General features: G+C 63.8%; 24 protein-coding genes. 3 read left to right on the top strand and 21 right to left on the bottom strand.

All coding sequences use genetic code 11. The features are described 5' to 3' along the window. Positions 1 to 58: 58 nt before the first annotated feature. The 18 genes from ACZ51H_RS08005 to ACZ51H_RS08090 form a co-directional block, all read right to left on the bottom strand. Positions 59 to 514 carry a hypothetical protein gene (locus ACZ51H_RS08005; RefSeq protein WP_464771135.1) on the bottom strand — a complete coding sequence of 152 codons (456 nt, stop codon included), beginning with the start codon at positions 512 to 514 and terminating at the stop codon, positions 59 to 61. 79 nt (positions 515 to 593) lie between these two features. Beyond that, positions 594 to 1730: a flagellar type III secretion system protein FlhB gene (flhB, locus tag ACZ51H_RS08010; protein WP_464801485.1), complete on the bottom strand. Its 1137-nt coding sequence runs from the start codon at positions 1728 to 1730 to the stop codon at positions 594 to 596. Between the two features lies 1 nt (position 1731). Continuing rightward, on the bottom strand, positions 1732 to 2514 hold the full coding sequence (gene fliR / locus ACZ51H_RS08015) for a flagellar biosynthetic protein FliR (protein ID WP_464801486.1): 783 nt from the start codon (positions 2512 to 2514) through the stop codon (positions 1732 to 1734). Continuing rightward, complete coding sequence (fliQ, locus tag ACZ51H_RS08020; protein ID WP_066527003.1) at positions 2511 to 2783, bottom strand: flagellar biosynthesis protein FliQ; 273 nt, start codon at positions 2781 to 2783, stop codon at positions 2511 to 2513. Before fliQ ends, fliR begins: the two co-directional genes overlap by 4 nt. A 34-nt stretch (positions 2784 to 2817) precedes the next feature. Beyond that, positions 2818 to 3591, bottom strand: a complete 774-nt coding sequence (fliP, locus tag ACZ51H_RS08025; protein ID WP_464801487.1) for a flagellar type III secretion system pore protein FliP — start codon at positions 3589 to 3591, stop codon at positions 2818 to 2820. A gap of 103 nt (positions 3592 to 3694) precedes the next feature. Beyond that, positions 3695 to 3961 carry a FliO/MopB family protein gene (locus ACZ51H_RS08030; protein WP_449473823.1) on the bottom strand — a complete coding sequence of 89 codons (267 nt, stop codon included), beginning with the start codon at positions 3959 to 3961 and terminating at the stop codon, positions 3695 to 3697. Between the two features lie 84 nt (positions 3962 to 4045). Then, entirely contained in the window at positions 4046 to 4384 is a 339-nt protein-coding gene (gene fliN, locus ACZ51H_RS08035) for a flagellar motor switch protein FliN (protein WP_460986472.1), read from the bottom strand. Next, on the bottom strand, positions 4381 to 5265 hold the full coding sequence (locus ACZ51H_RS08040; RefSeq protein WP_464801488.1) for a flagellar motor switch protein FliM: 885 nt from the start codon (positions 5263 to 5265) through the stop codon (positions 4381 to 4383). Before ACZ51H_RS08040 ends, fliN begins: the two co-directional genes overlap by 4 nt. A 51-nt stretch (positions 5266 to 5316) precedes the next feature. Beyond that, complete coding sequence (locus tag ACZ51H_RS08045) at positions 5317 to 5967, bottom strand: flagellar basal body-associated FliL family protein (protein WP_464771139.1); 651 nt, start codon at positions 5965 to 5967, stop codon at positions 5317 to 5319. 28 nt (positions 5968 to 5995) lie between these two features. Further along, the gene (locus ACZ51H_RS08050; protein WP_464801489.1) at positions 5996 to 7831 is read right to left on the bottom strand and encodes a flagellar hook-length control protein FliK; all 1836 of its coding nucleotides are present in this window, start codon (positions 7829 to 7831) and stop codon (positions 5996 to 5998) included. A gap of 1 nt (position 7832) precedes the next feature. Then, positions 7833 to 8198 carry a hypothetical protein gene (locus ACZ51H_RS08055; protein ID WP_449474666.1) on the bottom strand — a complete coding sequence of 122 codons (366 nt, stop codon included), beginning with the start codon at positions 8196 to 8198 and terminating at the stop codon, positions 7833 to 7835. A gap of 56 nt (positions 8199 to 8254) precedes the next feature. Continuing rightward, positions 8255 to 9583 carry a FliI/YscN family ATPase gene (locus tag ACZ51H_RS08060; protein WP_460986476.1) on the bottom strand — a complete coding sequence of 443 codons (1329 nt, stop codon included), beginning with the start codon at positions 9581 to 9583 and terminating at the stop codon, positions 8255 to 8257. A gap of 13 nt (positions 9584 to 9596) precedes the next feature. Beyond that, complete coding sequence (locus tag ACZ51H_RS08065; protein WP_460986477.1) at positions 9597 to 10235, bottom strand: FliH/SctL family protein; 639 nt, start codon at positions 10233 to 10235, stop codon at positions 9597 to 9599. Continuing rightward, entirely contained in the window at positions 10228 to 11244 is a 1017-nt protein-coding gene (fliG, locus tag ACZ51H_RS08070; protein WP_449473834.1) for a flagellar motor switch protein FliG, read from the bottom strand. Before fliG ends, ACZ51H_RS08065 begins: the two co-directional genes overlap by 8 nt. Further along, the gene (gene fliF, locus ACZ51H_RS08075) at positions 11237 to 12973 is read right to left on the bottom strand and encodes a flagellar basal-body MS-ring/collar protein FliF (RefSeq protein WP_460986478.1); all 1737 of its coding nucleotides are present in this window, start codon (positions 12971 to 12973) and stop codon (positions 11237 to 11239) included. Before fliF ends, fliG begins: the two co-directional genes overlap by 8 nt. Positions 12974 to 12976: 3 nt before the next feature. Continuing rightward, the gene (gene fliE, locus ACZ51H_RS08080; RefSeq protein WP_449473838.1) at positions 12977 to 13336 is read right to left on the bottom strand and encodes a flagellar hook-basal body complex protein FliE; all 360 of its coding nucleotides are present in this window, start codon (positions 13334 to 13336) and stop codon (positions 12977 to 12979) included. Positions 13337 to 13348: 12 nt separating this feature from the next. After that, positions 13349 to 14587 carry a sigma-54 interaction domain-containing protein gene (locus ACZ51H_RS08085; RefSeq protein ID WP_464801490.1) on the bottom strand — a complete coding sequence of 413 codons (1239 nt, stop codon included), beginning with the start codon at positions 14585 to 14587 and terminating at the stop codon, positions 13349 to 13351. A gap of 87 nt (positions 14588 to 14674) precedes the next feature. Continuing rightward, positions 14675 to 14902, bottom strand: coding sequence for a hypothetical protein (locus tag ACZ51H_RS08090; protein WP_464801491.1), 228 nt, complete (start codon positions 14900 to 14902; stop codon positions 14675 to 14677). 14 nt (positions 14903 to 14916) lie between these two features. On the opposite strand from ACZ51H_RS08090, the gene ACZ51H_RS08095 reads away from it, so the two are divergent. From ACZ51H_RS08095 to mdoH, 3 genes are all read left to right on the top strand, one after another. Then, positions 14917 to 15744, top strand: coding sequence for a flagellin N-terminal helical domain-containing protein (locus ACZ51H_RS08095; protein WP_464801492.1), 828 nt, complete (start codon positions 14917 to 14919; stop codon positions 15742 to 15744). A 216-nt stretch (positions 15745 to 15960) separates the two neighbouring features. After that, entirely contained in the window at positions 15961 to 17445 is a 1485-nt protein-coding gene (locus tag ACZ51H_RS08100; protein ID WP_464801493.1) for an OpgD/OpgG family glucan biosynthesis protein, read from the top strand. Between the two features lie 59 nt (positions 17446 to 17504). Beyond that, complete coding sequence (gene mdoH / locus ACZ51H_RS08105) at positions 17505 to 19388, top strand: glucans biosynthesis glucosyltransferase MdoH (protein WP_464801494.1); 1884 nt, start codon at positions 17505 to 17507, stop codon at positions 19386 to 19388. A gap of 94 nt (positions 19389 to 19482) precedes the next feature. On the opposite strand, the gene ACZ51H_RS08110 is transcribed toward mdoH, so the two are convergent. Genes ACZ51H_RS08110 through ACZ51H_RS08120 form a run of 3 tightly spaced genes read right to left on the bottom strand, consistent with a single transcriptional unit; the run spans position 19483 to position 23179 of the window. Continuing rightward, the gene (locus ACZ51H_RS08110; RefSeq protein ID WP_449473846.1) at positions 19483 to 20214 is read right to left on the bottom strand and encodes a sigma-70 family RNA polymerase sigma factor; all 732 of its coding nucleotides are present in this window, start codon (positions 20212 to 20214) and stop codon (positions 19483 to 19485) included. A 13-nt stretch (positions 20215 to 20227) separates the two neighbouring features. After that, positions 20228 to 22348 (bottom strand): flagellar biosynthesis protein FlhA, encoded by a 2121-nt coding sequence (flhA, locus tag ACZ51H_RS08115; protein WP_464801495.1) that lies wholly within the window; start codon positions 22346 to 22348, stop codon positions 20228 to 20230. Positions 22349 to 22357: 9 nt separating this feature from the next. After that, positions 22358 to 23179 (bottom strand): lytic transglycosylase domain-containing protein, encoded by an 822-nt coding sequence (locus ACZ51H_RS08120; protein ID WP_464801496.1) that lies wholly within the window; start codon positions 23177 to 23179, stop codon positions 22358 to 22360. Positions 23180 to 23414: the final 235 nt, after the last annotated feature.

Genomic DNA, 23414 nt, shown 5'->3' on the forward strand with positions numbered 1-23414 from the left:
AAGACCTTTAGGAATGATTTTCATGGGGTAGAGGAAGATCGCGCGCGGCGATCTTTCCTCAACCGTCGATTGAAAGCAGCTGATCCACCGTGCCACGGCGCAGATGCGCCTGCGCGGCATGGGCATAGCTTGCCTGCTCCGCGATGCGTTTGCCCAAGGTGACGGCGCTTTCGACCACTTCCTTCGATGCGGGCGGCAAGGGCACCAGGATCATCGGCGCGGGCAGCAGCGACTGAATTTCGGCCTCCGCCCCTTCAACCGTGGGTCCGGCCGAGGCCGATCGCAGTTGCGCCAGTATGTCAGCCACGCGGGCATGCACCTTGGCATATTCTGCCGCGCTGGCGAGATCATCTTCGGACAGAGTGGAGTTCGTGTCGCCGCTCTGGGGCTTGTCCGCATGCGGATCGACGCCCTGCTGGGCTGCAATCGGCTGGACTGCGGGCACGGCCGAAGGCGTTCGAGATGATACCCGATCAACCTGCGTTACATCGCTCCGCGAAACATATTCGTTCATGACGCACTATCCTAATGCGTCCCCATGAATATATTACGGCCAGCAATGCCTAAGATTTAGTTCACCTTGAGAATTTTCTTCAGAGCTTCTGGCCATCGGCGTCGAAGCGCAGATCGTCGGGCACGCTGATGAAGGGCCGATCGATCTCGCTCGCCATCCGGTTTTCCACGCGGAACACGAAGGCAAGGACGGTCGCGACCGCCATGTAGAGGCCTTCATTGACGATCTGCCCAGCGCGCGAGGTGAAGTAGATGGCGCGGGCAAGGTCGGGATATTGCAGCACCGTGACGCCATTCTGATCGGCAAGCTCACGAATGGCGGCGGCGATCGCATCGCAGCCCTTGGCTACGACGATGGGCGCCGCATCCTGCCCCGGCTTGTAGCGCAGGGCGACGGCGAAATGGGTCGGGTTAGTGATGATCACGCTGGCTTCGGCCACGGCCTTGCGGGTCGATCCGCTCAGCACTTCGAACTGACGGCGGCGGATATGGCCCTTGAGTTCCGGCGAGCCTTCGCTTTCCTTATGCTCGTCCTTGATGTCCTGCTTGCTCATGCCGAGCCGCTTGGAACGCTGCATGATCTGCGCCGGGACGTCGATGCCCGCGATCAGGAACAGCCCCCCCGCCATGATGAGGCAGGTCATGATGAACATGTTGCCAAGGTCGGACATGGCTGGCGCGAGGCCCTGCGAGCCGAGACCGATGATCGCGGTCAGCCGGTCCCAGATCAGCCAGACGCCGATCGCTCCGAGCAGCGTTACCTTGGCGATCGACTTCATCAGTTCGATGAGGCCCTGCATGCCGAACATGCGCTTGAGGCCCGCCGCCGGATTGAGCTTCGACGCCTTGGGCGCGAAGGCGCCGGGGCGGAAGCCGAGCGAGCCGAGGATGGCTGGCCCGGCGATTGCCGCCAGTGTCGTCGCGAGCAATATGCCGCCGACCGGCAGCGCTATGCCGGTGAGCAGGCTCATGCCGCGCGCGGCCGGAGCGAAATCGGTAATGTCTTCCCGGCGGAAGCGCAGCGCTTCGATCAGCATCTGCGACAGGGATTCAACGACGGACGGCCCCGTTGCCGCGATCCAGCCGATCCCGGCCATCACCACCAGCGCGGTCGCCAGTTCCTTGGACTGGAGGATGTCGCCCTTCTTGGCGGCGTCCTGTAATTTCTTTTGTGTTGGCTTTTCGGTCTTTTCGCCGCCACCATTGCCGCCTGACATATCAGCGGCCCTCCGATATCGACTGGGCCTGATCCAGCCCGGCCTTCAGAGCAGCAGTCAGCCCCTCGCCCATCACCGGCGCGGCGATCGCCAGCAGAATGAGGCCCGTCATGACGGCGACCGGCATGCCCACGGCAAAGAGGTTGAGCGAGGGCGCGCTGCGGGCGAGCATGCCCATGATGATCTGCACCAGGATCAGCGCGAAGCCGACCGGCAGCGCGACGGTGACGCCCGCGCCGAGCAGCGAGCCGCCGAACTGGACCAGATGCCAGACCGCGTCATTGCTGAGCATCGCGTCGCCCGGCGGCAGCGCCTTGTAACTTTGCACCACGAAGCTGGCGAGCATCAGATGACCGTCCATGCCGAGTAGCAGGAAGGTGGCGAGGATCGAGAGGAACGTACCGATCGCCTGCGTATGCTGGCCCGAGGAGGGATCGACCATGGCCGCGAAGTTGAGGCCCATGGCGTTGCCGATCGTCTCCCCCGCGACGAAGGCGGCGGCATAGCCGATCTGGACCGCAAAGCCCATGGCGAGGCCCGCCAGCACTTCGCCCATGACGAGCATCACGCCTGCGAAGCTGGCTACGCCGTCCTGCGGCAGCTGGATGGTGACGCTGTTGAGCGCGGCCATGCCAAGGGCAAGCGACAGGATGAAGCGCAGCGGCAGCGGCACGGAAGGCGCGCCGAACACGGGCGCCGCGATGAAAGCCGCACCCGGTCGGATCATGGCGATGAGCCAGATCCACAGCTGCGTCTCCACATTCGCGAAGCCCGGTGCGATCATTGCAGCAGGTCCGGGATGCGTTCGAATATCTCGCGGGTGAAATCGGCGATCAGGACGAGGATCGACCCGCCGAACAGCACCAGCATCGCGCCGACGACGATGATCTTGGGGATGAAACTGAGCGTCTGTTCGTTGATCGAGGTGGCGGCTTGTACCATGCCGATGAGCACGCCCGCGATCAGTGCGGGGATCAGGATGGGTGCGGCGGCGAGCGCCGTGATCCAGAGCGCCTGTTGGGCAAGGCCCATGAAGAAGTCGGCATTGTCCATGCCTACCCCCTCCCCCGTAAGTGCAAAAGCCGCCTCACGTCGCGAATGACCCGGCCAGCGATCCCATGGTCAGCGCCCATCCATCCACCAGCACGAACAGCAACAGCTTGAACGGCATGGAGATGATCGTCGGCGACAACATCATCATGCCGAGCGCCATCAGCGTGGAGGCGACGACAAGGTCGATGATGAGGAACGGCAGGAAGATCATGAAGCCGATCTGGAACGCGGTCTTCAATTCGCTCGTGACGAACGCGGGCAGCAGGATCGAGAAGGGAATATCGGCAGGCGATCGGAAAGCGGGTGCCTCGGCGAGATTGGCGAACAGCTTGAGGTCGGTCTCGCGCGTCTGCTTCGTCATGAAGCCGTGCAGCACCTTGCCCGAGCGACCTACGGCTTCCTCGATGCTGATCTGGCCCTTGCCATAGGGGTCGAAGGCCTGCGCGTTGATCTGGTCGATCGCCGGGCGCATCACGAACAGCGATAGGAACAGCGACAGCCCCACCAGCACCTGATTGGGCGGGGTCTGCTGAAGGCCAAGCGCCTGGCGCAGCAGCGACAGGACGATGATGATACGGGTGAAGCTGGTCATCATGAGCACAAGTGACGGCAGCACCGACAGCAGGCTCATCAGGACGAGGATTTGCAGCGACAGGGACAGCGAGCGGCCGTCGCCCGAAATCGCGCCCATCGCCTTGGTCAGCGCGCCGCCATTATCGACGGGCGCGGCCGGAGCGGCGGCTTGGGCCAGCGCGGGGGTCGTTAAGAACAACCAAGACAGCAGCCCTGCGACCAGAAGGGCGATCACTAGACGCCCTGACACCCGTTCGGGCTGAGCTTGTCGAAGCCCTTTACTTCTTGAAGAGAAGGGATGCCCTTCGACAGGCTCAGGGCGAACGGAGGGGAGAAGCTCAGCGCCCCGCACGATAGGGATCGCCTTCCGCGATCTTCTCGATGCGGCCGCGTGTGACGGACAGCAGGATCTTCTTGCCCTCGAACTCGACAACGGCGAGCTTGCCGAAGGTGCCGAGCGGCAGCGCCTCCAGCATCTTCAGGGACCGGCCATCCTGCCCCACCATCAGGCCGGGCTGATATTTGCGCCAGAGCCACAGCGCCCCGAAAGCCATGCCGCCGACCAGCGGCAGGAGGATCAGCAGTTTGACGAAGTACCAGAACATGGGGCGCGATCCGCTTTCATGGTTAATCGCCTTTCCGAATCAGAAAGATCGGCGCGCAGCAAGAGAAAAAGGCATTGAGCGCGATCAGCCGCGCCGTTCGACCCCGGCAAGGCGGCTTTCGGCGGCGGCGATATCGACGATGCGGATGCCATAGCGGCCATTCACCGTGACGACCTCGCCCTTCGCGATCAGGGCGCCGTTCACCATGATGTCGAGCAGATCATCGGCCTGACGGTCGAGTTCCACGATGCTGCCTTCGGCCAGGTCCATGACCTCCGCCAGACGCAGCGAAGTGGAGCCGACCTCCACCGACATGCGGACCGGAATGTCGGCCAGCAGGCGGAACTGGCGGTTGCTCGCCATCCGGCTCAGCCCTTCTTCGGCAAAGCCGTCAATCCGCGGCGCTTCGCTCATGTCACTCATTGTTCTGGTCCCTGTGCTATCTTTTCGATCTGGAATGCGGCGCGGCCGTCCTGCTCGCCGATTGATCCGTGAGCGACGATGCGGTCGCCCACGATCAGTGGCAGGCTGCGGCTGATGTTTACTGGAATGATGTCGCCGGTCTTCAACTGCATGAGGTCGGCGAGCGAGAGATTGGGGCGTGCCAGCACGGTGCGGGCGGGCAGGCGGATGTCGCGCATGCGGTTGGCGATGCGCGCCTGCCACACAGGATCGATGCGTTCTTCATCGACCGTGGCCTTGGCGCCCATGAGCGGCTCCACCGCGCGCAGCGACGACAGCGGGAACAGCAGGTCGATCGGCCATTCCTGATCTCGCGCGATGCTGAGCATGAAGCGTTGCAGCACCATCTGTTCGCCCGGCTGCGCGGCCGACGCGAAGCCGATGCCCGCTTCACGGATGATGAGGCCAATTTCCAACGGCAGAATATCGGTCCAGCTTTCGACGAGGCATCCAATCACACCTTCGGAAATACGGCTGATCAGGCGGTCTTCGGTCGGTGTGAACTCGCCGCGTGCGGGCAGCGGGCGATTGCCGGGGCCGCCATAGAAGCAATCCACCAGGGTCGAGATCATGGCTGCGTCCATGCGCAGCAGCATCTGCCCTTTCAGCGGGGTGATGCGATAAACGCCGATGCTGGAAAAGGCGGGCACTTCGGCTGACCATTCGCCGAAATCGAGCACCCGCGCGTCAAGCATCGCGATGTGCGGGCGCACGCCGGAGATAGGCTCAATCAAGGCACGCAAACGCCGGCCGAGCTTTTCGCCCAGCCGGTCTAGTCCGGACAGCAGCTGTGGTGTCTGCGATTCCCCGCGCCCGAGGGCGTAGGTCTGAACGTCGGTCATGATAGTCCCCTGCCCTAGTGGACGGGGGACTTCCCGACCTTTCAGGCACCCCTATTGAATAACGAAATTGGTAAAATAAACGTTATCTATGCCGCCATAACCCGTCTTTTGCTTCAAAATATCGTTTATCACGCCCTTTATGCGTCCCTGGAGCTGGCGTTTGCCTTCGGGCGTCGCCAGCATCGTTTCGGGCTGCTGCGCGAGCATCATCAAAACCTGACTGCGAATCGCCATCTCATGGGTCTTGATCGCCTCGATCACGCGCAGGTCGTAATAGGTCGATACCGCGACGGAGATCTGGGCGAAGGCGTCCGTGTCCGACATGTTGGAGGTGAAAGGCGCCTGCAACTGGAAATAGGTGGCCTGATAGGCGGCCGGATTGGCAGGCGTGGGCAGGTCGATGCCCTTGCCCGGATGCGCGGGCGCATGCGTGCCACCGCCACCTCCGCCTTCGCCGCCTTCGCCATGCCCTTCACCAGCCATGCCATGGGCCTTGGCCACTTCCTCGGCGCTCTCGCCCGCCAGAACGAGGACCGGTTTGTTCGGGTCTTCCTTCGGCCCTTCTTCCTTGGCGCTGAAGAAACCGGCGGCATATAGCCCGCCAGCCGTCCCCGCACCACCCAGAACGAGCGCGGCGGCGACGAGGAGGATCATCTTCTTGCCCCCGCCCTTTTTCTTCTTCGCCTTCGCCTCGTCGCTCATCTGCCGGTCCCCCGAATAACCTTAAATCCTATGCGTACCGCGCGCGCGCCCTGTCATGGGCGGCAGGCTGCGCATCCGCATGGTTAAGAACGGCAGGATCGCCGGAGCCTTTAGGGCCAAAGCCGTTATTTTCGCGCCCCTGCCAGCGATTTTGCTGACTCTGGGGCTGACCCATATTCTGGCCGCTATTCTGCGCCCAGGCGGACGTTTGAGAGCCCTGCTGCGACTGTTGCTGCTGCTGAGACGAGGACTGGCCAGTCGTTTCGGCGCGATGCGCTTCGGCGATAGCGGGTGCGCGTTCTACCTTCACCTCGGCGATGCGCACGGCGGCAAGACCCGCGTCGAGCTTCAGCCGGTCGCTATCCTGACGCAAGGCCATTTCCGCCGCCTCGCTGGCGACGGTCAGGCTGACGGCGGCGCCATCCATGTTATGGCGGATGTCCACCTGCACAGCGCCAAGATGGTGCGTATCGATCTGGAAACGGCCCTGCGCGCCATTGGCGGACAGCCCGGCGATGTCGCGGGCCAGCCCGTCGATCCACTGGCCCGATACGCCCATGTCGATGACCTGAGCGCCAAGGCTGGCAGACAGGTCCGGCGAGGACGAAGCGATTGGCAAGGACGGCGTGGTGCCCTGCGGCGCGGAGGCGGCAGGGACAGCCGGAACCGTGTCAGAGGGCGGCGGAAGGATGGAGGGGTCGAACGTCGTGTCAACAGGACGAGCGGACGCATCGGCTTTCGCATGAGCGGCGGCCGAGACCTGTTCGCCAACCCGCACCGGCGCGCCCGTCTGGCGCGCGGCCACCTGTTCACGCACGATTTGCAGCAGGGCGATCGCTTCTGCCTTCATTGGCTTGCCATTGAGAACAGGCGCTGCTGCCACGGTGAGTTCGGGCGCTGGGCTTTCGTTTTCGGCAGTCGCAACGGGTGCATCGGGAATCGCTGACGGAATCTTGCCCTCGCTGCGCGCAGCCCGCTTGTCAGGAGCGATCCCTTCAGGTTCGCGCGGCAGCGGCGAGCGGCCTTTCGGCGCTGGTGGCATTGCCCCCGCCATCGCGGTCATGCTTGACATAGCGGCGGTGGCTTGCGGGTTGTCTGCTGACACCTGTTCTGGCGCCGCTGGCACGGAAGCAACCGGCGGAACATCCGCAGCAGCCGCGACGGGTTGCGGCACTGGCGCCACAGTCACGGCATCCTGCTGCGGCAGTTCAGTCTTCGCCTTTTCCTTGCGCGAAGATTTTGTGGGGGCCGGAGGAGCATCCTGTACCACCGGACTGATCACTTCTGGCGCTGCGTCGTCCTTACGGATGTCCGGGCGCGGCTTGGGCAAGTGAAGGGGTTCGGCCACTTGTTTCGGTTGTTCCGGTTGTTCTGGCAATGCGGTTTCAGGCTGAATAGGCGCTTCGTTCGGCAAGCTTGCCTCAGCCTGCGCGGGGAGTCCGGCAGGCTCAACCGGTGCCTGCTCATCCACTGGCGCATCAGTAGCCTGCTTGATGAGACCCAGCGCTCGGCCGGGCGGCAATGATGACGGCAAATCCTTGCCAGCGGCAACCGCTATGGCAAGCCCGTGCGGCACATGACCATGCGCAGGCGTGGCCTCTGGCTGACCGATATTCATAGGAAGAACCGGGGTGGTGGTGACAGCATTCTGCCCCTCGACGCCGGGAATCTCTGGCACGGCGGCAGCGGCACCCTGCCCGTCAATCTCCGGCAGGGCTGGAGACACAACAGCCTCTTGCGCCATGGTGCCATTGAGCAGCGCGGCGAAGTCCGCCGTCTCGCCCGGCACGGCAGGCTGCGACGCAGCCACACCCTGCGAAGCCGAGGAAAAGAGCAGTGCCTTCAGGCTGGAAAGCATGTTCATCTCATACATCTCCTGTCCGCTGCATCCGGCGGTAGCGCGGCAAGGCCGCCAGCTTGTTCTCCCGCCATTCCTCCAGGTTCGCGTGGGCGCGATCCTTGAGCTTTTCGGCGATTTCGCGATCGCGATTGGTCACTTGGCTGAGACCTTCCTTCACTTCTACCTTACGGCGCGCATCGTAGAGCGCACCATCCAGCTGACGGCCGGCCTGCTCCAGCCGACCAGCAAGTTCCTGCATCGCAGCAAAATTCGCGCCAATTGCCATGCCGGGGTCGGAAAAAAGATCGCTCCGCACCTTGCGCAGCCTGTCGGCGTTGCGTTCGATGCCGTCCGCCTCGTCCTGAGCGCGGGCGGTTTCAGCAACGGCCATGGCATGTTGCACATGGCGGACGCGCAGCACGCGCTGGCGGGTCTTGAGCGCACCCTTCACGCGCCAAACTCAGCGATTAGCGCACCGGCGCTGGTGTCGAGGTCGATGCGGCTCTTCTGATCCTGCCGGATGAAGTCGAGGATTTCCTGACGGCGCTGAACCGCTTCATCGATCACCGGGTCATTGCCGGGGCGATAGGCGCCCATCAGGATGAGGTCGCGATTTTCCTCATAGGCTGCCCAAAGGCGACGATAGGAAGCGGCGGCCATGCGATGCTCGTCCGGCACCACATCGGCCATGACGCGCGAGAGCGACTTGCCGATGTCGATGGCGGGAAAGATCGCCTGTTCCGACAGATGGCGCGAGAGGACGAAATGGCCGTCCACGATCGCGCGGGCGGCGTCCACGATCGGATCATCCGTATCGTCGCCGTCTGCCAGCACGGTGTAAAGCGCGGTGATGGAGCCGCCGGTGCGGGCATCGACGCCAGCGCGTTCAACCAACCGGGGGATCAGCGCAAGGGCCGAGGGCGGATAGCCCTTCATCGCGGGCGGTTCGCCCAGCGCCAGGCCAATCTCGCGCTGGGCATGGGCGCAGCGGGTCAGGCTGTCGATCAGCAGCAGGACTTTCTTGCCGCGTGCGCGGAAATATTCGGCGATGGCGGTGGCGCGGGCGGCGGCGCGCAGGCGCAGCACCGGGGGATGATCGGCGGGCACCGCGACGACGATCGACTTGTGCATCGAATTTTTAAGCTTGGTTTCAAGGAAGTCGCTGACTTCGCGGCCACGTTCGCCGATCAGGCCCACGACGACGATGTCGGCTTCGGCCCCGGCGATCATCTGGCCCATGAGGACCGACTTGCCAACGCCGGAACCTGCGATGATGGCGATGCGCTGCCCGCGCCCCGCGGTGAGCAGCGCGTTGACCGCGCGCACGCCAAGGTCGAACGGTTCGGTGACCCGGCCACGGTCAAGGACGTTGCCCTTGACGCCGTTGAGCGGCCAGCTGCCGCCCGCGATGATCGGCCCCTTGCGGTCGAGCGGTTGGCCCATGGCGTCGATGACGCGGCCGATCAGCCCCTCGCCCACCTGCACCATATTCGCCTGGCTGTCCGGTTCGACGCGCGCGCCATTTTCCAGCGGCACATCATTATCGAGCGGCACCAGCAAGGTCTTGTCGCCACGAAAGCCAATGACTTCGGCGCGGCAGACCGTGCCGTCCGATGCGATCACCCGCGCGCCTGCGCCGATCGGCTTGCGGAAGCCTGTGACCTCCAGCATGCCTGCGTCGTGACTGACCAGTCGGCCAACATGGCGGGGTGCACGGTTTTGAACCTGAAGGTGGTCGAACAGGCTTTCGGCCTGGGCAAGCGAGGCCTTGATCATGCCCAAATCCCTTTCATGAACGGCCTTCCATGTCGTCCATCAGCGCGCGCAGGCGCGACAGGCGCACATCCGGGCCATCCTCGACCCAGCCGTCAGCGGTTTCGAGACGTACGCAACCGCGATGCATGGCGGGGTCGCCGACCAGCTTGAGGCCGATCGCTTCGCCTTCCAGCATCGCCACATCCTCAGGATGCAGGTGCAGCGCGCTCTTATCCTCATTATCCTCGATGAAGGCGGCGACCGTGTCACAACGCTGGACCAGCCGTTCGATGTCGATCTCCACCTCGCCCACGATCTGCTCGACCAAGCGAACGACGGCAGCGGACAACATGGTGGACAGCATGCCACTGGGAGCGGGGGTCAGCAGTTCCAACGCTTCAGCGAGGCGAGCGCGCGCTTCGGCATCGGCGGCGGAGGCGTCCCCGACCACCCGGCATCCTTCATCGAAACCGAGGGTGAAGGCTTCCATCCGCGCCTGCTCCAGCAGGTCTTCGTCGGTCATCGCGGGCATGGCGCTGTGCATCGTCATGCCGGGCGAAGCCGCCCCGTCGGCATAAAGGCTGCGAAAGCTTCCGCTCTTCACCTGCCCCATGCCGCCCAGCGGAATGCTGGAGAAATCCTGACAGCTGCCTGCGTCCCAGACCTTAAACAAAGTCGTTCCCCTTGCCGCCCAGCATGATGGTGCCTGCGTCCGCCATGCGGCGCGCGGTGGCGATGATCAGCTTTTGCGCCTCCATCACCTCGGCAAGGCGAATGGGTCCGCGTTCCTCGATCTCGTCGGCGATGGCCTGAGCCGCGCGCGCCGACATGGCGCCGAAGATCTTGCCCTTCAGCATCTCGTTCGCGCCCTTCAGCGCCACGACCAGCACGCTGCTGTCGATGGTGCGCATCAGCGTACCCATATTCTTGTCATCCATGTCGATCAGGTTATCGAACACAAACATCTCTTCTTCGATGGTCTGGGCGATCATCTTGTCGCGCTTGGCGACCGCCTTCATGATCCGCTGTTCATTGTCCTTGCGGACATTGTTCATGATCGCGGCGGCTTCGATCGTACCGCCGCGCTGCGACGCCGCACCCTGCTTCTTGGACGTGGAACCGCGCAGCAACAGCTGCTCCAGGTCGTCCAGCGCCTCGTTCGACACGGGGCCGAGCGTGGCAATGCGATAGACGATCTCTTCCTGATATTCTGCCGGAAGCAGTTGCAGGACGTCGGCGGCTACCGGCGCTTCCAGATGAGCGAGCACGATCGCCATGATCTGCGGATGCTCCGCTTCGATCAGGGAAGCCACTTCCTTGGCGTCCATCCACTTCAGCATTTCGAGCTGGGTGGAGCGGGTCGGCGGCGTGATGCGGGCCAGGATCGTTTCGGCGCGCTCCTCACCCAGCGCCTTGGTCATCGCGCCGCGGATGTGGCGGGTCGCGCCATAGCCGATGGTGGTGCGCTTCTTCGCCTTGGTGACGAAATGGTCGAGCGCTTCATTGACTTCCTCGACCGCGACGTCGGCGACGTCGTACATCGCATAGCCAAGCTGGCGGACTTCGTCGGGTTCCAGGCGCGACAGGATCTGCGCGGCTTCATCCTCATCGAACAGCATCAGCAGGACGGCGGCGGCGGCGCTGCCTTTGATCGCGGCAGGAGCGGTTGCGGCCTCAGCCATTGTCCTTCTTCCCTTCCTTCAGGAGGTCGCGGACGACAAGGGCGGCACGATCCGGGTCCTGCTTCACGAAGTTGCGAATAAGGTCGGCGCGCTGCGCATAGTCATAGGTGGACGAGATCATGTCGAGCGTGATCGGCTTTCCTGCCTGCGGCGTCGCAGCGGCATGGCGGCCGATTTCGCTTGAGATTTCGCGGCCGATCTTCTGGCCCTGGGCGGCCATGTCGGCAGCGGCAGTTTCCTGAGCGGCGGCGCGGCGCTTCAGAAGGGGGCGGCCGATGCCGAAGATGACCAGCAGCGCGACGGCAAGGGCCGACAGGTTACGCACCAGAGGCGAAATCCAGTCGGCTTCATACCAGGGGGCTTTCACTTCTTCGGCCTTCACGAAGCTGCGTGAGGACAAGGCAACCACGTCGCCGCGCGCCTGGTCGAAACCGACCGCGCCCTTCACCAGTGCTTCGAGCGCGGCGATTTCCTGCGCCGAGCGGGGCTTGCCGTCCGCGCCATTGTCGAGCGCGACGGCGACCGACAGGCGCTTGACGGTGCCGACGGCATCCTTGGTGACCGACACTTCACGGCCCAGCTCGAAGCTGCGGTTGAAGGTTTCCTCGGTCTTCATCGGCGCGCTGGCCGGGGTGGCTGGCTGGTTTGCCTGCGTGCCCTGGCTGACGGCCTGACCATTGGGATTGGTCTGCGTGACGGTCGGGTTGACGGGCGCCTGATTGCTGAGCGCGCCGGGAACGCCGCTGGCCTCACCGCCAGCACCCTGGCCACGCGGATCGGATGCCCATGTCCCCTGCTCGGTGCGAAGGCGCGCTTCGTCCTGCGGGAAGCTTTCGCGGGTCGCCTGACGTTCGGCGAAATTCAGTTCAGCCCGGACTTCCGTCGAGAATTTGCCTTCGCCCAGGATCGGGGTCAGCAGCGCGATCACAGACTGGCGATAGCGGTCCTCGATCTTCCCCTGGACAGCGAGTTGGCGATCGTCGGCGGCATTGCCGTCATTATTGCTGAGCAGGCGGCCATTCTGGTCCACCAGCGAAATCTGGTCGGGGCTGAGTTCCGGCACCGATGATGCGACGAGGTGAACGATCGCGCTCACCTGCGCGTCGGCCAATGTCCGGCCCGAAGCGAGGCGGAGCATGATCGATGCCGAAGGCTTGGCCCGATCCCGTAAGAAAACGCTGGGCGGTTCAACGGCGAGGTGGACCTTGGCGCTCTCAACACTGTCGATAGCCTCGATCGTACGGGCAAGGTCCATTTCGCGGGCGGAGCGGAGCTTTTCGCCCTCGACCGCGCGGCTGGCGCCCATCGGCAGGCTGTCGATCATGCTGTTGCCGTCAGGCGCGCTCTTGGGCAGGCCCTGCGCGGCGAGCATCATCTTCGCCTTGAAATAATCGTCTTCGGCCACGGTCATCGCGCCCGACTTGTCGAAGTCATAGGCGAGGCCGCTCTGGTCCAGAACCTGCGCAACCGCTGATTTGTCAGCATCGGGCAGGCCACGGAACAGGTCGCGCTGCGGCGGTTCGCGAAGCGCGAGCCATGCAGCACCAGCGGTAGCAACGACGCCCAGCAGGCCGAGCAGCGGCAGGCTTTTCGCTACCGCTGGCTGCTTGATGAGGCCGGTGAAGCGCGCTTTGAGCGCATCGGCGCCCTTCGCACCGCCGAAACCGGCGCCGCTGGTGGCGGGGAGAGCGGCAGCGCCGCCATCGAGGGTGAGTGCGTTCTCGCTCATCGTTTATACCGGCATGCTCATAATGTCCTTATAGGCGGACAGGAGTTTGTTGCGGACCTGAAGTGTCGCCTCGAAGCTGACCGACGCCTGCTGCTTGGCCAGCATGACGGCAGCGATATCGGTAGTCTCGCCACGCTCGAACGCGGAAGCCGCCGCGCCCGCCTGGCTCTGCAAGCCGTTGACCTGTTGCAAGGCAGAGTTGAGCGCCTCGGTGAAGCCGCCGGGCTTGGTGCCCTCGGCCCCGCCCACACCCGCGCCGCCACCGACCGTCCCGGTCTGGGCGACGTCGCGCAGGGCGGCGTTCTTCTGAAGGATGGCGTTGCGTATCGCCATCACGCTGTCAGTCGGGGAAATGCCGGTCATGCCCTACCTCCCTCAAGCCGCTGCAAGTTCGCGCATCTCGGCAAGCCGATAGCGCAGGGTGCGTTCTGAAATGCCGAGTTTGCGGGCGGCGGCGGCGCGGTGGCCGTCCGTTTCACGAAGCGCGGCGCGGACCGCCTCCAGTTTCGACTGGTGAGCAACGTCGCGCAAGCGGACCGGCTCGGCCGGGGCAGGCGCGCCCACGACACGCAGCTGCGGCGCACTGGCGATGTGCAGGTCTTCGTCCTCGATCCGGTCACCTTCACGCAGCACGATAGCGCGCTGAAGCACATTGCCGAGTTCGCGGGCGTTGCCCGGCCAGACATGGGCGGCGAGCTTTTCCAGCGCGGCGGCGGTCGGCCAGACGAAATCCTGATGGCGCAGCAGCATGGCGGCGGCGATGGCGGTCACGTCGCCAGCACGCTCGGCCAGCGGGCGCAGTTCCAGCGGCATGACATTGAGCCGCCAGTAAAGGTCTTCACGGAAGCGTCCGGCGGCGACTTCGGCGGCGAGGTCGCGGTTGCAGGCGGCGATGATGCGCACATTGACCGGCACCGGATGGGTCGCGCCGACGGGAAGGACTTCGCCTTCCTGCAACGCGCGGAGCAGCTTGGCCTGAAGCGGCAGCGGCAGTTCGGCGATTTCGTCCAGGAACAGCGTCCCGCCGTCAGCGGCGAGGAACAGGCCATCCGAGGCGTTTGCCGCGCCGGTGAAACTGCCCTTCTTATGACCGAACAGCATCGCTTCCATCATGGTTTCAGGAAGCGCGGCGCAGTTGACTGCGATGAAGTCGTGGGAAATGCGGCCCGACTGCGCATGAAGGAAGCGCGCCATGCCTTCCTTGCCCGTGCCGGTGTCGCCCTGGATCAGGACGGTGGCGTCGCTGCGGGCAACCCGGCCAGCCAACGTCATCAGGCGGGTGCTGGCGGCGTCGCCTACTGCCGGGACGCTCGCGGGGCGGGCCAGCTCAGCGATCAGCGCAAAGGCAAAGGCCATGTCTTCAAGGCCGAAAGCCACGCGGGCGGGCAGGCCGTTGGCGGCAGGCACCAGCGAAGGCGCGCCGTCGATCATGTTGATCAGGATGTCGCGATGGGTGGCATGGCCGATCTCGGTCGCCAGAAGGACGCGGCGGTCCTCCCGCTCACGCGGGCTCTGCGCATCGACGATGCGTACCATGTAGTAGGCATTTTCCAGCCAATGTTGCAGGCCCGGAACGAGCGCACAGACACCTCGGCTGACGTCTAACGATGCCATGAAAGTCCCCAATCATTTTGGCCGGATTGTGCCCCCGCACATTCCAACCCCCCTTCGATGCTCTGACAAATGCCCTTCTCATGGTTATCATCTGGTTAATGCGGCAATAACCCTGCCGGTCGGCGGCAATTTTCTTCCGCTTTCCCGCCGCACGAAGTCGGCTTCTATTGGACGCGCGCGCGTGAAAGCCTTGATTTCCGGGCTTTTTGAACTTTTCTCAAAAAAATCGCGCTCAGGCCTAAAAGCTTTTTCCGCGCCGCCGTTATCCCCTTTCGAGGCCGCAAGCAGCCTGATGGCAGCGACCTGATAGGACATAGAAAGGGAATATCATGACTGTTATCGGAACCAACTCTTCTGCTCTGCGCGCCGCCAACGCTTCGGCTCTCGCTGGCAAGTCGCTGAGCACCGCCATGGAGCGTCTGTCGAGCGGCAAGCGCATCAACAGCGCCAAGGACGACGCAGCGGGCCTCGCGATCGCTTCGCAGATGACCTCGCAGATCAAGGGCATGACCCAGGGCATCCGCAACGCCAATGACGGCATCTCGCTGGCTCAGACGGCGGAAGGCGCTCTCGGCGAAGTCGCCAACATGCTGCAGCGTATCCGCGAACTGGCCGTCCAGTCGAAGTCGGAAACCTACTCGGCAACCGACCGCACCAACCTGAACGCTGAAGCGACCGCGCTGAAGACGCAGATCACGAGCGTCCTCGCCACGACCGAATTCAACGGCGTCCGCATCTTCAACAGCGCGGCCGGCGCAACCTACACCGCCAAGGCCGGCGACGTGGACATCCAGGCCGGCGCCAATTCCGGCGACGTCGTGAACATCGCCTTCGCAGCGCTGACCAACCTTGCTTCTTCGGACGTCAGCACGACGACCGGCGCTGCAACCGCCCTGACCGACGTTGACACCATGCTGAAGGATGTGGCGACGACCCGCGCTTCGCTCGGTGCCGCCCAGAACCAGCTGGAATCGACGGTCAATGGCCTGACCAACAACATCACCAACCTCTCCGACGCCAAGAGCCGCATCGAAGACGCCGACTTCTCGGCCGAAACGACCGCGCTCGCCAAGGCGCAGATCCTGAACCAGGCTTCGACCGCGATGCTCGCCCAGGCGAACCAGAGCCAGCAGAACGTCCTGAAGCTGATCCAGTAATCTGGAATAGCTGAACTGAATTGACCGGCTGGGGTATTGGTCACCTTACAGTCAGTCACGGGAACCCGGCACATCAACAGTCCCCACCGCGCCGGGCAACCAACCTTCGATCGAACGGCCAGCATATCGAAGCCTCCGTCCCCCCGGGCGGAGGCTTCACCGCATTTTGGCCTGCCAAGGCTTGCAATGTGCGGCCATGCGCCCATCATTACGGCCATGATGAAGATTGACCGGCGCGCAATGATCGCCGCCTCAGGCGCCACCCTTCTCCTGCCCGGATCGGCCCTGGCCCAGCAGGGTCGCGGGCGCTTTTCATGGGAAATGGTGATCGCCCGCGCCCAGCGGCTCTCGCGGCAGCCTTATAGGGAAACGCCTCATCATCCCGGCGCCCGCAAGGTCGACTATGATGCCCTCTACAAGGCGCGCTTCCGCGAAGACCGGACCATCTGGGGCAACCTACCCGGCGACACCGGAGTGCAACTTTTCCCGTTGAGCGCTTCGGCTGAACAGCCAGTGGAAATCGAGCTGGTGGAAAATGGCCGCGCCGTCCCGCTGCGTTATGATCCGACGATGTTCGACGCCCCCGCCGACAATGCGGTGCAACAGCTGGGGCCGGACGCTGGTTATGCCGGGTTCCGCGTCATGAATGCGGCGCGCAATGGCGACTGGCTGTCCTTCCTCGGGGCCAGCTATTTCCGTTCCCCCGGCGCCACGAAGCAGTTCGGCCTGTCCGCCCGTGCGATCGCGATCAACACCAGCATCCAGGGCAAGGAGGAATTCCCCCGCTTCACCCATTTCTGGCTGGAGCGCACCGGCCGCAGCAGCCTCACCATCTATGCCCTGCTGGACGGCGCATCCATCACGGGAGCCTATCGCTTCGTAAGCGAGCTGACCCCACAGGGCGTGCGGCAGGATGTGGACACCGCCCTGTTTCCCCGCCGCGCGATTGCCGAACTGGGGTTGATGCCGATGACCAGCATGTTCTGGTATGATCAGGCAAGCCGCGCGTCGCGCACCGATTGGCGCCCGGAAATCCATGATTCCGACCTGCTGGCGATCGGCAGCGCCGACGGGACAACCCATGCGCGTCCGCTTATCAACCCAACTGCTCCACGCGTCGATGCCTTCACCGAACGCAATCCCCAGGGCTTCGGCCTGATGCAGCGGGACCGGAATTTCGACCATTATCAGGATGATGGCGTTTTCTACGAGCGCCGTCCCTCGCTCTGGGCAGCTTCGCGCAAACCATTGGGTGCGGGTCAGGTGCGCCTCTATGAATTTCCCACCACCAGCGAATATGTCGATAATGTCTGCGCCTATTGGACCCCGGCGGCGGCGGTGCGCGCGAGCGGCAGGATCGACGCCAGCTATCGGCTGGACTGGTCGTCCGCGGGTGGACCGGCGAAGAACGGCGCGGTGCTCTCCAATATCTGGACCGGACAGGCTAATGAAGCGGGCGTCGACCGCCTGATCCTCGACTTTTCCGGCGTTGCGCAGGATGTGCGACCGGACATTTGGGTCGATACGGCTGGCGCTGCATTGGTCAGGAAAGGCGGCTATCCCGTCCTGCATCAGCCCGGCCTTTTCCGCGTCGCCCTCGATCTACGGCGGGATGGCGGGAAAGCGGCCGATATCCGGGTTCAACTTCGCTCCGGCAATACCGCGCTCAGCGAATATGTGCATTATCCGCTAGGCACTTGAAGAAACCGGCGGAGACCGGGCGCGTTGCGTCCGTTACGATGACAGAACGGAAACACAAGATGGCGATCAGTGGCGGACAGACGAGCGGCGAAGCGGCGCAAGCCGTTGCGCGCGGGTTCGAGCATGTGCCCGCCGAAATGCCCCTCGCCATGCCGGAACAGGATTTCCGGGAGCATCCGCGCGACTTCCCCCATCGGCCGCTGAATATCGACCAATGGGCGCGGCGCATGCTGGTCGTGCTGCTGGCTTTGCTTCCCGCCTCCATTGCGGCTCATGAGATGCGGCGGTCGATTGGTCTGGACGGCATTTCGCTATGGGAAGGCGTCTATCTCGCGCTCTTCATTCCCCTGTTCGCGTGGATCGCCTTCGGCTTTGCGACCAGCCTCATCGGCTTCCTCACGCTTACCTTGGGCAAAGGTCCGGGCGCCCACCCCCATCGCGCGCTGTTCGCTAGTCCGATCCGGGGCCGCACGGCCGTGCTTCTACCCGTCTGCAATGAGGATTTCCTGGGCGTCATGGGCCGCCTGTCGTTCATGGAGCGCTCGCTGGCGCAGGTCATGGGCCATGAACGCTTCGAATTCTTCATCCTGAGCGATTCCAACCCCGCCAATGGGGAGATTGAGCGCCAAGCCTATATGGAAATGCGCAAGGGCTTCTCGCGCCCTGTCCATTATCGCCGACGCGCGCTGAATATCGGGCGTAAACCGGGCAACATCGCCGAATGGGTGCAGCGTTTCGGCGGCGGCTATGATTATATGATCGTCCTGGATGCCGACAGCGTCATGAGCGGCCAGACCATGGCGCGTCTGGCGCTCGACATGGAACGGCACCCTCATGTCGGCCTCATCCAGACAGTGCCGACGCTCGTAGGCGCGACCACCTTCTTCGCACGCTGGCAACAGTTCGCCAGCCGCCTGTTTGGCCCCATCTCTGCTGCGGGCATGATCTGGTGGGCAGGGTCCGAAGGCATGTTCTGGGGGCATAATGCTATCCTGCGGACCAAGGCGTTCGCGCAAAGCTGCGGCCTTCCCGAACTACCGGGACGCGCGCCTTTCGGCGGCCATATCATGAGCCATGACATGATCGAGGCCGCGCTGCTGCGGAGGCGTGGCTGGGACGTTCACATGGTCATGGCGGACGACAGTTTCGAGGAGTTTCCGCCTTCCCTGCCCGACCTAGCCACCCGCGACCGGCGCTGGTGCCAGGGCAATATCCAGCATGTGCCGCTCATCCCCAAGATCAGGGGACTGCATCTGGTCAGCCGCTTCCAGTTGCTGGTCGGCGCATCGGCCTATTGCACGTCACCGCTCTGGCTCGCGCTGATGCTGGTGGTGCTGGGCGGCGCGCTGGCTGGCGTCTGGCCGCCCAGCGCCATCCTGCCATCGGGCGGCCTTCTGGCGCTGACGGCGGTGCTATTGTTCGGTCCCAAGTTGCTGGCGATGGGATGGGCGATGGCTGATCCCGCCCGGCGCATTGGCTTTGGCGGAGCGGCCCGCATGAGCCGCGGGGTCATCGCCGACATCGCGCTTTCGATCCTGATGGCGCCCGTCAGCATGCTCACCCAGACGATCAACCTGTTCGGCATATTGATGGGCCGGAAAAGCAGCTGGAGCGGCCAAATCCGCGACCGGGATGGCATGTCAATCACCAGCGCCATCTGGCTGTTCAAATATCATATCATGCTAGGCGGCTTGCTGACCGTGCTGGCGATCAGGGGCGGCACATCGGTTGGATGGATCATGCCGGTCGTCGCGGGCCTGGTGCTTGCCCCCGTCCTTGCCGCTGTCACCGCCCGCAAGGATTTGGGGCAGAAGGCCGAACGCAGCGGACTATTCCAGGTGGCCGAGCCATGGTGGCGGGCACAAAGCTATCGTCCACCGCACTATCCCGAGCAGGTTCGCGGGGCGGCTCCGCTTCAGCAGGCAGTCGCGAACGATAGGTGATGAACACCGTCATGCCAGCGAAAGCTGGCATCTCAGGCGAGAGCAAGCGACATAGCCTCACGAGATCCCAGCTTTCGCTAGGATGACGCCTCGGTCAGTCCCACTCGCGTAATTTCTCGCGCAGCTTATCCAATGCAGCCTTCTTGATCTGGCACACCCGCGCCGCGCCAATGTCCAGCGCCTGGCCGATTTCCTCCAGGTTCAATTCCTCGACAAAATACAGCTGCAACACCAGCGCCTCACGCTGCGGCAGTTCGCCGATGCACCCGGCGAGCGCAGCCTTGAGCGACTCCCGCTCCATGACGTCATCGGCGCGATCTTCCACGTCCGCAAACCACATGGACTGGTCGGAATAGACCTCATCCATGCTGGTGTGCTGCACCATCTCACAACTGTCGGCGAGTTCGCGATAGGCGGCCGCCTCCATACCCATCTCGCTCGCCATTTCGGCTTCGAGCGGCGCGCGGCGCAATTGCTGTTCCAGCCGGTTGCGCACCGCAGCCAGCTGCTTGCGGTTGGCCATGGCCGACCGGGCGATCGTCGCTCCTCGCCGCAGATGATCAATCATCGCCCCACGGACGCGCATCTGCGCATAGGAGGCAAAGCCAAAGCCGCGATCTTCAAAACCGTTTGCCGCCTCGACCAGCGCGACCATGCCGATCTGCAACAGGTCTTCGACCTCGACCGCGCTCGATACCCGGCCATGCACATGCCAAGCGATCTTGCGCACCAGCGGCATATAGCGGCGGGCGAGTTGTTCGGGGCTATTGTTCGACCGGCCGTAGGTATTGGCATCGGAACCGGCGACGACCTTTTTCATGAACATGGGTCAGGCTCCTTTAGGCCACGCGTTCGCGTGTTGGCAGCGGATCGTGGCGCGGCGCAGGCCGCTGTTCGCCGCCGACGACAGCGACGACCTCCACACCCTTGCCGTCGGGAATTTCCAGGAAGGACAGCACCGGCGTTTCGGGCAGATGCGGCTTGAACAGGCGGGCAAGCGCGCGGCGCGCCACCGGCGACGTCACAATAGCAAAGTTCCGCGCCTGACCCATGATCGGCCGCGCAGCCTGCACCACCGCTTCGATAATGCGGTTTGCCAGCGCGGGTTCGATCGGATGCTTGGCATCGCCCGCGACGCGCATCGCCTGGGCGAGCAGTGCTTCCAGATCGCCGTCCAGCGTGATGACCGGCAGCGGCATCTTCACCGGGACAAGACCCTGAATGATCAGCGCTCCAATCCGCTGGCGGACGGCTTCGACGAGCTGCTCATGGCTCATGTCGGGCCGTGCGGCATCGACCATCGCCTCGCAAATGCGGCGGAAGTCCTTGAGCGCAATACCTTCGGACAGCAGAGCGCGGCAGAGCGCCGAAATCTGCACCAGGCTGAGAGTGCCGGGGGTCAGGCCATCGACCAGTTGCGGCGCGGCGTCCTTCAGATTGTCGAGCAGCTTGCGCGCTTCGTCCAGACCGAACATTTCGCTCGCGTTCATGGCGATCAGCTGGTTGAGGTGCGTCGCGACGACCGTCGGCGGATCAACGACCGTATAGCCGCAGACCACCGCTTCGCTGCGCTTGGCGGCGGAAATCCACACGGCGTCCAGACCGAAAGTCGGGTCCTTCGCCTCGCGGCCAGACACCACGCCTTCCAGCGCGCCACTGTCGAGGGCCAGCAGATCGTCGGGATAAATCTCGTCCTCGCCCACGACCACGCCAGCGATGGTGATGCGATACTGGTTGGGTTCCAGCGCCAGATTGTCCTTCACACGGACCATCGGCACGACGAAGCCCAGCTCCTTGGACAACTGGCGGCGGATGCCGGTGATGCGGGCCATCAGCGGCGCGCCCTTGCGCTCATCGACCAGCGAAATGAGGCCATAGCCGATCTCTAGGCCCAGGATCGCGCCGTCCGACACGTCGTTCCATTCGATGAGCGCAGGGTTAGCCGGTTCCGGCATCGGCGCAGGCTCGGCGGCCTTGGCCTTCGCCGTCTTGCGCAGGTGCCAGGCGATATAGCCCGCAAGTGCTGCGGCGGGCAGGATAATCATGTGCGGCATACCGGGCAGGATGCCGAGGAAAGTCAGGATCGCGGCGACCGGCGCCCAGGCCTTGCTCGATCCGAACTGGCCGGTGATCTGGTCCGAAAGCTCCTGCTCACTGCCGACGCGCGTCACGATGGCGGCGGCGGCGATGGAGAGCAGCAGCGCGGGAACCTGCGCCACCAGCGCGTCGCCGATGGCGAGGACGATATAGGTCTGCGCCGCCTCACCCATCGACAGGCCGTGGCTGACCACGCCCAGGATGATGCCGCCGACGATGTTGATGGCGAGGATCAGGATGCCCGCAACCGCGTCACCCTTCACGAACTTGGACGCACCGTCCATCGAACCGTAGAAGTCGGCTTCGGTAGCCACTTCGCGGCGGCGGACCTTGGCTTCTTCAGGCGTCAGCAGACCGGCGTTCAAATCCGCGTCGATCGCCATCTGCTTGCCCGGCAAGGCGTCCAGGGTGAAGCGCGCGCTGACTTCCGACACGCGGCCCGCGCCCTTGGTGATGACGACGAGGTTGATGATCATCAGGATCGCAAAGACGAAGATGCCGACGACATAATCGCCGCCGATCAGGAAATGACCGAAGGCCTCGATGACATGCCCCGCCGCGTCCGATCCCTCATGGCCCTGCACCAGCACGACACGCGTCGATGCGACGTTCAGCGCCAGCCGCAGCAAGGTCGCGAACAGCAGCACCGTGGGAAAGCTCGAAAAATCCAGCGGCTTGGCGGCATTCAACGCCACCATCAGCACCGCCAGCGAAATCATGATGTTGGTGATGAAACCAACGTCCAGCATGAACGCGGGCACCGGCACCATCATGAACAGCACGACCATCAGCGTCGCGATGGGCAGCACGGCCCCCTTGGCGGCGCTCATCCAGATCTTCGCTTTGACTTGGGCGGGAGTCATATCGGGCCGTTACCTTCCGAGGGTGGCGAGCATGAGATAGGCGAGACGCGCAGTTTCCGGCTGCGGCTTGATGCTGACATCGGCCGCAGTGGCGAGGCGCTGGGTTTCGATCCGCACATAGTCGGCGGGCTGCACCGTCTTCGCGCCTTCGGGCAGTGAAGCGGCGGCATATTGGATGGGTCCGGTGTTGATCGAATCGACGCCGCGCTGGAGCTTCGACGCAAAGCGGTCGCGAATTTCGGCAAAGCTGCGGGGACTGCCGGAGCGATCGTAGAAAATGGAACGATTTGCCCGCGCAGCAGCCGGGAACATAGACGCGGCGGTCGCACCCGGCGCGCGATCATGCACAGACAGGAACTTGCTCGCCCCACCGACGCCCAAAAAATGAGCGAGGTAAAGATCGACCGGCTCAGCCTCGCGGCCAAGCCGCTGTTCCAGATAGGCCTTGTTGTCGGCGGCATGCTGCGCGGCCATGACGGAGGCGGTTTCGGGGTGGTTGCGCAGGTCCAGTATCTGCTGGCGCATGTCCGGATCGGCGACATAATAGCGGCCATTCTGACCCCGGCTGATCATGTCGGCCGCCCAGCCCAGCCCATATTCGCTGCCATGCTTATCGACAACGGCAAGCCAGCTCTGGTCAACAAACTGATAAAGACCCCGCGCCGACGAAGTGCTCGCACGCGCCGTGGGATTGAGGCTGCTCTCGATCTTGGCCTGGCCCAGCAGATAGGCGAAATCGACGCCCGTCCTGCGGCTCGCCATCGCAATCGCGTTCGTCACGCGATTGCCGGTCGAAGCGCCTGTCGCTGATATGTCTGCAAAAGCCGACAAATGAAAAATCCCCGTTGGTACCGGAGACCATTAGAGCAAGGGTTATGCCAAGATTTGGTTAACGCGCGCTCCATAAATGTTGATGGCGCGTTCAGCATGCATGAAAAAAGGCGCCTCTGGGGCGCCCTCGTTTCCAACATCAAAACTGTACAACCGTTCGGGCTGAGCTTGTCGAAGCCCTTTCCTTCTTCAAGAAGTAGAGCCCTTCGACAGGCTCAGGGCGAACGGAAATAAG

The sequence above is a fragment of the Sphingobium sp. TomMM15 genome, from assembly GCF_055397045.1.

Coding starts and splice junctions, on each gene's coding strand:
- ACZ51H_RS08005 (WP_464771135.1), bottom strand. CDS start 514: ATGAACGAATATGTTTCGCGGAGCGATGTAACGCAGGTTGATCGGGTA.
- ACZ51H_RS08030 (WP_449473823.1), bottom strand. CDS start 3,961: ATGTTCTGGTACTTCGTCAAACTGCTGATCCTCCTGCCGCTGGTCGGC.
- fliG (WP_449473834.1), bottom strand. CDS start 11,244: ATGGCTGAGGCCGCAACCGCTCCTGCCGCGATCAAAGGCAGCGCCGCC.
- ACZ51H_RS08050 (WP_464801489.1), bottom strand. CDS start 7,831: ATGAACATGCTTTCCAGCCTGAAGGCACTGCTCTTTTCCTCGGCTTCG.
- fliN (WP_460986472.1), bottom strand. CDS start 4,384: ATGAGTGACATGAGCGAAGCGCCGCGGATTGACGGCTTTGCCGAAGAA.
- ACZ51H_RS08100 (WP_464801493.1), top strand. CDS start 15,961: ATGATGAAGATTGACCGGCGCGCAATGATCGCCGCCTCAGGCGCCACC.
- ACZ51H_RS08095 (WP_464801492.1), top strand. CDS start 14,917: ATGACTGTTATCGGAACCAACTCTTCTGCTCTGCGCGCCGCCAACGCT.
- ACZ51H_RS08090 (WP_464801491.1), bottom strand. CDS start 14,902: ATGTCCTATCAGGTCGCTGCCATCAGGCTGCTTGCGGCCTCGAAAGGG.
- ACZ51H_RS08045 (WP_464771139.1), bottom strand. CDS start 5,967: ATGAGCGACGAGGCGAAGGCGAAGAAGAAAAAGGGCGGGGGCAAGAAG.
- ACZ51H_RS08060 (WP_460986476.1), bottom strand. CDS start 9,583: ATGATCAAGGCCTCGCTTGCCCAGGCCGAAAGCCTGTTCGACCACCTT.
- fliQ (WP_066527003.1), bottom strand. CDS start 2,783: ATGGACAATGCCGACTTCTTCATGGGCCTTGCCCAACAGGCGCTCTGG.
- flhB (WP_464801485.1), bottom strand. CDS start 1,730: ATGTCAGGCGGCAATGGTGGCGGCGAAAAGACCGAAAAGCCAACACAA.
- fliE (WP_449473838.1), bottom strand. CDS start 13,336: ATGACCGGCATTTCCCCGACTGACAGCGTGATGGCGATACGCAACGCC.
- mdoH (WP_464801494.1), top strand. CDS start 17,505: ATGGCGATCAGTGGCGGACAGACGAGCGGCGAAGCGGCGCAAGCCGTT.
- flhA (WP_464801495.1), bottom strand. CDS start 22,348: ATGACTCCCGCCCAAGTCAAAGCGAAGATCTGGATGAGCGCCGCCAAG.
- ACZ51H_RS08055 (WP_449474666.1), bottom strand. CDS start 8,198: ATGGCCGTTGCTGAAACCGCCCGCGCTCAGGACGAGGCGGACGGCATC.
- fliR (WP_464801486.1), bottom strand. CDS start 2,514: ATGATCGCACCGGGCTTCGCGAATGTGGAGACGCAGCTGTGGATCTGG.
- ACZ51H_RS08040 (WP_464801488.1), bottom strand. CDS start 5,265: ATGACCGACGTTCAGACCTACGCCCTCGGGCGCGGGGAATCGCAGACA.
- ACZ51H_RS08110 (WP_449473846.1), bottom strand. CDS start 20,214: ATGTTCATGAAAAAGGTCGTCGCCGGTTCCGATGCCAATACCTACGGC.
- fliF (WP_460986478.1), bottom strand. CDS start 12,973: ATGAGCGAGAACGCACTCACCCTCGATGGCGGCGCTGCCGCTCTCCCC.
- ACZ51H_RS08085 (WP_464801490.1), bottom strand. CDS start 14,587: ATGGCATCGTTAGACGTCAGCCGAGGTGTCTGTGCGCTCGTTCCGGGC.